Origin of the sequence: Apilactobacillus timberlakei (assembly GCF_002993965.1) — a bacterium.
GTDB lineage: Bacteria > Bacillota > Bacilli > Lactobacillales > Lactobacillaceae > Apilactobacillus > Apilactobacillus timberlakei.
On record NZ_POST01000002.1, the window covers coordinates 357,121 to 364,850 of the forward strand.

At 32.0% G+C, this 7,730-nt stretch carries 4 protein-coding genes, 12 tRNA genes, 1 rRNA gene, 1 riboswitch and 1 other annotated feature; of the genes, 1 reads left to right on the forward strand and 16 read right to left on the reverse strand.

The annotated features are described in order from the left end of the window. Positions 1–10: 10 nt before the first annotated feature. Positions 11–2,431, reverse strand: a complete 2,421-nt coding sequence (gene leuS / locus C7N71_RS03745; RefSeq protein WP_105987808.1) for a leucine--tRNA ligase — start codon at positions 2,429–2,431, stop codon at positions 11–13. Positions 2,432–2,510: 79 nt separating this feature from the next. Continuing rightward, positions 2,511–2,721: a binding site (T-box leader), on the reverse strand. 116 nt (positions 2,722–2,837) lie between these two features. Here leuS and C7N71_RS03750 point away from each other — a divergent pair. After that, complete coding sequence (locus C7N71_RS03750) at positions 2,838–3,395, forward strand: class I SAM-dependent methyltransferase (protein ID WP_105987809.1); 558 nt, start codon at positions 2,838–2,840, stop codon at positions 3,393–3,395. Positions 3,396–3,482: 87 nt separating this feature from the next. On the opposite strand, the gene C7N71_RS03755 is transcribed toward C7N71_RS03750, so the two are convergent. From C7N71_RS03755 to rrf, 15 genes are all read right to left on the reverse strand, one after another. After that, the gene (locus C7N71_RS03755) at positions 3,483–4,943 is read right to left on the reverse strand and encodes an MFS transporter (RefSeq protein WP_105987810.1); all 1,461 of its coding nucleotides are present in this window, start codon (positions 4,941–4,943) and stop codon (positions 3,483–3,485) included. A gap of 75 nt (positions 4,944–5,018) precedes the next feature. Next, positions 5,019–6,215, reverse strand: coding sequence for a methionine adenosyltransferase (metK, locus tag C7N71_RS03760; protein WP_105987811.1), 1,197 nt, complete (start codon positions 6,213–6,215; stop codon positions 5,019–5,021). Next, positions 6,213–6,296, reverse strand: a riboswitch (SMK box riboswitch). Its footprint overlaps the gene before it by 3 nt. Positions 6,297–6,408: 112 nt before the next feature. Next, positions 6,409–6,493 (reverse strand) — tRNA-Leu (locus C7N71_RS03765). A 23-nt stretch (positions 6,494–6,516) separates the two neighbouring features. After that, positions 6,517–6,587, reverse strand: a tRNA-Cys gene (locus C7N71_RS03770). Between the two features lie 18 nt (positions 6,588–6,605). Then, positions 6,606–6,677 (reverse strand) — tRNA-Gln (locus C7N71_RS03775). A gap of 9 nt (positions 6,678–6,686) precedes the next feature. Further along, positions 6,687–6,759: transfer RNA gene (locus C7N71_RS03780), tRNA-His, on the reverse strand. A 13-nt stretch (positions 6,760–6,772) separates the two neighbouring features. Beyond that, positions 6,773–6,843 (reverse strand) — tRNA-Trp (locus tag C7N71_RS03785). 8 nt (positions 6,844–6,851) lie between these two features. Next, positions 6,852–6,934: transfer RNA gene (locus C7N71_RS03790), tRNA-Tyr, on the reverse strand. A gap of 5 nt (positions 6,935–6,939) precedes the next feature. Further along, positions 6,940–7,012, reverse strand: a tRNA-Phe gene (locus tag C7N71_RS03795). Between the two features lie 56 nt (positions 7,013–7,068). Beyond that, positions 7,069–7,143, reverse strand: a tRNA-Asp gene (locus C7N71_RS03800). A 15-nt stretch (positions 7,144–7,158) separates the two neighbouring features. After that, positions 7,159–7,231: transfer RNA gene (locus tag C7N71_RS03805), tRNA-Val, on the reverse strand. A gap of 6 nt (positions 7,232–7,237) precedes the next feature. After that, positions 7,238–7,310: transfer RNA gene (locus C7N71_RS03810), tRNA-Glu, on the reverse strand. A gap of 16 nt (positions 7,311–7,326) precedes the next feature. Then, positions 7,327–7,418: transfer RNA gene (locus C7N71_RS03815), tRNA-Ser, on the reverse strand. A 14-nt stretch (positions 7,419–7,432) separates the two neighbouring features. Then, positions 7,433–7,505 (reverse strand) — tRNA-Asn (locus tag C7N71_RS03820). Between the two features lie 7 nt (positions 7,506–7,512). Next, positions 7,513–7,629 (reverse strand): 5S ribosomal RNA (gene rrf, locus C7N71_RS03825). Between the last annotated feature and the right edge of the window lie 101 nt (positions 7,630–7,730).

Below are 7,730 nucleotides of genomic sequence, written 5' to 3' on the forward strand. Positions count from 1 at the left end.
CATTTTTTATTTAGTTAGCAACAATATTAACAATTTTACCAGGGATAACAATTACTTTACGAACTGTTTTACCACCAATGAACTCTTTAACTTTATCGTCATTTAAAGCAACTTCTTGAATTGCATCTTTTTGCATATCATTAGCAACCGTAATATGTGCTCTAACCTTACCGTTAACTTGAACAACCATTTGAATTTCATCATCAACTAATTTGCTTTTATCATATGTTGGCCATTTAGCATAAGCAATTGAATCTTCATGGCCCATCTTGTTCCATAGTTCTTCAGTCATATGGGGAACAATTGGTGAAAGCAATTTAACAAAGCCTTCAATATATTTCAAATATAATGTATTTTGTTTATAACATTCATTAATAAATACCATCATTGTTGAAATAGCTACATTAAATCTAAGATTTTCGTAATCATCAGTAACCTTTTTGACGGTTTGATTATAAATTTTATCTAATTTGCCATCATTAACTGTAACAATGCGATCACGCAAATGATTATTATCATCCATAATTAGTCGCCATACACGTTGAATCCATCTATTAGCACCATTTAAGCCTTCAGTACTCCATGGCTTTGATTCAGTTAATGGTCCCATAAACATTTCATAAAGTCTTAATGTGTCAGCACCATATTCTTCAACAATATCATCAGGATTAACAACATTTCCTTTAGATTTAGACATTTTTTCATGATTAGTACCTAAAATCATTCCTTGGTTAACAAGTTTTTGGAATGGTTCCTTAGTTGGTACAACTCCTAAATCATAAAGTACCTTATGCCAAAATCTTGCATATAATAAATGAAGCACAGCATGTTCGGCACCACCAATATATAAATCAACTGGCAACCATTTTTTTAGTAATTCTGGATCCGCTAGTTTTTTATCGTTATGAGGATCAATATATCTTAAGTAATACCATGAGCTTCCTGCCCATTGTGGCATTGTATTAGTTTCACGTTTACCTTTTTTACCATTTTTGTCTACAACATTTACCCAATCATCAATGTTAGCTAATGGAGATTCACCAGTACCAGATGGTTCAATATTTTTAGCCTCTGGTAATTTCAAAGGTAATTCATCTTCTGGAACTAATGACGTACTGCCATCTTCCCAATGAATAACAGGAATTGGTTCTCCCCAATATCTTTGACGTGAGAAAATCCAGTCTCTTAATCGATAGTTAGTTTTAGCATTACCTGCATTATTATCTTCTAACCATTTAATAGCTTTTTCGATAGCTTCTTGTTTACCCATGCCATCTAAGAAATCGGAATTAATATGCTTTCCATCTCCAGTGTATGCTTCTTTAGAAACATCTCCACCTTCAATAACAGGCTTAATTGGTAAATCGAATTTATTAGCAAATTCATAGTCACGATCATCATGTGCAGGAACTGCCATTATTGCACCAGTACCATAACTAGACAATACATAATCACCAATCCATATTGGTAATTTTTCACCATTAATTGGATTAATACCATAAGCTCCAGTAAATACACCTGATTTGTTCTTATTCAAATCAGTTCTTTCTAAATCTGATTTTGTTGAAACTTCTTTTTGGTATTTTTCAACAGCTTCTTTTTGATCAGCAGTTGTAATTTTATCAACTAATTCATGTTCAGGAGCAAGAACCATATAAGAAGCACCAAATAAGGTATCTGGTCTAGTAGTAAATACTTCGATTTTATCGTCATCATTACCATAAATATTAAAGAATACACTTGCACCTCTTGAACGACCAATCCAATTTTTTTGCATTTCTTTAATACTTTCGGGCCAATCTAAGTCATCCAAATCATCAATTAGACGATCAGCGTAAGCAGTAATTTTTAATACCCATTGGGTCATTGGAACACGGTATACTGGATAACCACCACGTTCTGTTTTACCATCTTTCACTTCTTCATTAGCAACAACTGTTCCACCCATAAAATCAGGAGCCCAGTTAACTTCAATTTTATCTTCGTATGCTAAACCTTTTTTATAAAGTTGTTCGAAAATCCATTGAGTCCATTTATAGTATTTTGGATCAGTAGTATCAACTTCTCGATCCCAATCATATGAAAATCCTAAAGATTTAATTTGTTCTCTAAAATGTTCAATATTCTTTTGAGTAAAAGTACCAGGATGATTACCAGTTTTTAAAGCATATTGTTCTGCTGGTAATCCAAATGCATCAAAACCAATTGGATGTAATACATTTTTACCCTGCATTCTTTTCATTCTAGACATTATATCAGTTGCTGTATATCCTTCTGGATGTCCAACATGTAACCCTTGTCCTGAAGGATAAGGAAACATATCTAAAGCGTAATAATTTTCTTTATTAGGATCATTTGTTGTTTTGAATGTTTCGTTTTTGGCCCAATATTTTTGCCATTTGTTTTCTATATCAAGATGATTGTAAGGCATTATATATTATTCCTCCTATAAAAATAAAAAATACTTATTAGATAATAAAAAAGTCCTACAAGTGAATAACAAAAATCACCTATAGGACGAAAGTTTCCGCGGTACCACCTAAAAATTTTTTGTATAAAAATACAAAACTCTTTATGCTCCGTAACGAGGAAAACGTTTTAACTTATTATTTTCAGTTAAAAATTCAACGATGAGTTCAATTGATTAATTTCTAAATTCGCAGCATCCATTTAGTTTCTGAAAAAAATAATCAGTTTACTAGTTCGTATCCACATTTTATTATCTATCAATTTAATTATTTATTATAATACCAGTCTATAAATTTAAAATCAAGTTTCATCAATTTATTTTATAAATGATATAATTTAATTAATAAAGATTTAGAAAGGAATTTATTATGAATTTAGAACCATCTTTAAGATATAGTCACACTATTATGTCTCAAATAATAAAAAGTGGTGATAATGTAATTGATGCAACTGTTGGTAAAGGAAATGATACTGAATTTTTATCTAAATTAGTTAAAGAGAGCGGTAAAGTATATGGTTTTGATTTACAAAAAGATGCTATAAATATTACTAAACAGAGATTGGCAAAAAGTCCATTAAATAATACTAAACTATTTAATGTTGGACATGAAAACATTAAAGAATATGTAAAAGATAAAATTAATGGAGCTATTTTCAATTTAGGATACTTACCTGGCGGAAATAAAAATATAATAACAAGACCTAAAACAACAATAACAGCAATTCAAGCATGTTTAGACTTACTTGAAAAAAATGGAATAATAATATTGGTATTATATTATGGTCATCCTGGAGGAAAAACCGAAAAAAATTCAGTAATAGCTTTTGTTAAAAGCTTAGAACAAAAAGAATATTCTGTTTTAGAATATAAATTTATTAATCAGGTAAATGAACCCCCTATCTTAATAGCTATTCAAAAAAAATAAAAAAGACACGCTTTAAAATGAATCACCTTACAAAAGTTAGACATTTAAAAATAACTTTTGTAAAGCACTCCAAAAATCGTGTCTTTTTTATTTATCAATTTTTTTATCAAATAAATTAATAATCACTACTAAGGTCACTATTATTAAACAAACTACAAAAACTTCATGTAAAGAATTGTATAATATATTTTTTAGAGAGTTAAGTAAATGCTTAGATAACTCTAAATGATTTTTATAATTTATAAACTCATTTATTTTAGTAGAAGTAATTTCATCATTAGAATGAAGTGTTCCTATCTTAATTTGTCTATTCATAACTATTTCTAAAATAGATATAATGAAAGTTTGTCCAAGTATCCTACTTAAGCTATTAAATGAAGTAGCGACACCTATCTTATCTTGTTCAACAATATTTTGAGAAGTAACAGTACTATTAGTAATGGTTAATCCAAAACCAATGCCACATAGTGATGATATAACAAAGAAATATATAATTGAAGAATTAATAGACAACAATATTAAGCATACAGCAGATATTATAGTAAAAATAGAGCCAATAATTGTTACATAAGAGGCACTACTTTTAGATAATAACCATCCTGAAAAGAATGAACCAACGATCCAGAATATTGAAATTGGAGTAATCGCTAATCCTGAAAAAGATGCTGATAAGCCCATAATTCCTTGGATCCACATTGGCAGATAAATTTCCAAACCAAAAACAAAACCACTCATTAACAATATTATTATATTTTGAATTATAAAAGTCTTATTATTAAATAAGGACATCGGAATTAATGGATTAATAGTTCTATACTCGTTTCTTATAAATAAGACCAATGAAATTAAAGAAATAATTATTAAATAGTATATACTATTCATTGTATTGGGAATTGAATCCATTAATTGAATTACATACATTATTGAAAATAAAAATAATGATAAATATATTATGCCCAAATAGTCTATCTTTTGTTTAATACCAAAATTTTTTTCTTTAAAAAACAAAAGAATTATACAAATTGATAATATTATAATAGGTATATTTATGAAAAATATCCATCGCCAGTTGAATGTATCAACAACTACTCCACCTAATAATGGAGCGATAGTTAAAGATATTCCCCAAATTGCACCATTTATTCCAATTAATTTAGATTTATTATTAAAAGGATATATATCAGATATTATTGTATATGTCATCGGCATAATAGCAGCAGAACCAATCCCCTGAATTGCACGCCAAAATATTAAAATTTCCATATTATTAGATATACCTGAAAAAAAACTTCCCATTAAAAATATTAGTAATCCAGTTAAAAAAATCTTTTTTCTACCAAATTGATCAGATAGTTTTCCATATATTGGAGTAGTAATCACACTAGTCAATAAAAATATAGAAAAGACCCAGTTCATAAGAGAAACTCCATGAATATCTCCTACTATTGATGGTAAGGATGTTGATACAATTGTTATAGAAATTGCACCAACAAAGGTAGATAAAAACAGTGCCATAGTAATCCAAAATCGATTATTTTTTTGTATCATATTTATTTTACCCCCCATAATAAAAGAAAAACGATTTAGTTTGTATAAAAACAAAATAAATCGTTTTTTATTTTATTAAGCCTTATTATTTAAAAAATTATTTAATTCTTCGACTTTATCAGTCTTTTCCCATGGCAAATCAACATCTGTTCTGCCAAAGTGACCATAAACAGCAGTTTGTTTATAAATAGGACGTTTTAAGTCAAGCATTTTAATAATTCCAGCAGGTCTTAAATCGAATATTTTTCTAACGGCTTCAATTAATAATTCTTCCGAAACACTAGAAGTACTAAAAGTATTAATAGAAATTGATACAGGTTCTGCAACTCCAATTGCATAAGCAATTTGAACTTCAACCTTTTTAGCTAATTTTGCAGCAACAATATTTTTTGCAATATATCTAGCTGCATAACTAGCAGAACGATCGACCTTAGTTGCATCTTTACCAGAAAAAGCACCACCACCGTGATGAGCAGCTCCCCCATAAGTATCAACTATAATCTTACGACCAGTTAAGCCAGCATCTCCTTGTGGACCACCAATTACAAATCTTCCAGTTGGATTAATATAATATTTGGTCTTTGAACTTAAAAATTCATCTGGAATTACTTGTTTAATGACTTTATCAATAATATCATTTCTTATTTGATTTAAAGTAACGTCTGGATCATGTTGAGTACTTAAAACAACTGTATCAACTAATGTGGGAACATCATTATCATCATATTCAACTGTAACTTCTGCCTTAGCATCAGGTCTTAAATATGGTATTGATCCATTCTTTCTTAATTCAGTAATTTTACGCATCAAATTATGACTCAATGAAATAGGCAAAGGCATTAATTCAGGAGTTTCATCTACGGCATAACCAAACATTAAACCTTGATCACCTGCACCTATTTTATCTAATGCATCTTCACTATTGTCTCTTTTTTCAACAGAATCATCTACACCTTGTGCAATATCAGGTGATTGTTCGTCAATAGCAACTAATACAGCACATGTATTTCCATCAAATCCATATTGGTTATTATCATAACCAATATTTTTAATTGTTTCTCTAACTACTTTTTGTATATTTACATATGCTTTTGTTGTAATTTCACCAAAAACTAAAACCAAACCTGTTGTAACAGAACATTCACAGGCAACTCTAGAATCAGGATCTTGTTTTAACATTTCATCTAAAATAGCATCACTAATTTGATCCGCAATTTTATCAGGATGTCCTTCTGAAACAGATTCTGATGTAAATAAATGTCTTTCTTGCATTTAATTATTCCCCCTACTATTTTGGTTACAAGGCATCTTCACTACTAGGTGAATCCTATCGGGAATACGCTCATAACTTTTATAAGCATATCACAAAATTAAAACATTTAAAAGACTATTATGACAGTAAAAAATAAACGATAAGCACTAAATTGCTTATCGTTCTTTGATTAGATTTATTCGATTATAATTATACCGGAGGTGGGGTTCGAACCCACACGATCTATACGATCACTGGATTTTGAGTCCAGCGCGTCTGCCAATTCCGCCACTCCGGCAAAATATATTAATGAAAAATTAAAGGCGGTAATCGGATTTGAACCGATGATAAAGGTTTTGCAGACCTCTGCCTTACCACTTGGCCATACCGCCATTTAATATAATATTCAACTGGGCTAGCTGGATTCGAACCAGCGCATGATGGAGTCAAAGTCCATTGCCTTACCACTTGGCTATAGCCCAATTAAAAAGGGCGGTAGGTGGGAATCGAACCCACGCGTGTCGGATCCACAAACCGATGTGTTAACCACTTCACCACTACCGCCATAGCAACATAACAGGGATAGTAGGAGTTGAACCCACATCAACGGTTTTGGAGACCGGTATTCTACCATTGAACTATATCCCTATTTTAAATGGAGGAGAGTGGATTCGAACCACCGAACCCGAAGGAGCGGATTTACAGTCCGCCGCGTTTAGCCAGACTTCGCTACTCCTCCATAAATGGCGCGGGACAGAATCGAACTGCCGACACACGGAGCTTCAATCCGTTGCTCTACCAACTGAGCTACCGAGCCAAACCATTTATGTTATGCTATAGATTATTTAATTATATGTTGTAATAAAACAACAACGGTTCGTACGAGACTCGAACTCGTGACCTCCTGCGTGACAGGCAGGCGTCCTAAACCAACTAGACCAACGAACCAGTCCAATATTTGGATGGAGGATACAGGGCTCGAACCTGTGACCTCCTGCTTGTAAGGCAGATGCTCTCCCAACTGAGCTAATCCTCCAAATAATGACCCGTACGGGATTCGAACCCATGTTACTGCCGTGAAAGGGCAGTGTCTTAAACCACTTGACCAACGGGTCATATTAAAGTTATAAACGGAGAGTAAGGGATTCGAACCCTTGAAACAGGCTTTGACCCGTTTACATCATTTCCAATGATGCTCCATCGGCCAACTCGGACAACTCTCCAAGACCATAACTAACTCCGAATGTCAGACTCGAACTGACGACAACCTGATTAACAGTCAGGTGCTCTACCAACTGAGCTAATTCGGAATAATAAGCGCGGCAACTTCCTACCCTTGCAAGAGGCGATCCTCTAACTACTCTCGGCGTTTAGAAGCTTAACTACTGTGTTCGGCATGGGAACAGGTGTATCCTTCTAGCTATCGCCACCACACTATTTATCTGAAAGAACTTCGTTCTTTCAAAACTAGATATTATTATTTCTGTTAGAGAACAACCTTACTTGGTTAAGTCCTCGACCAATTAGTACTAGTC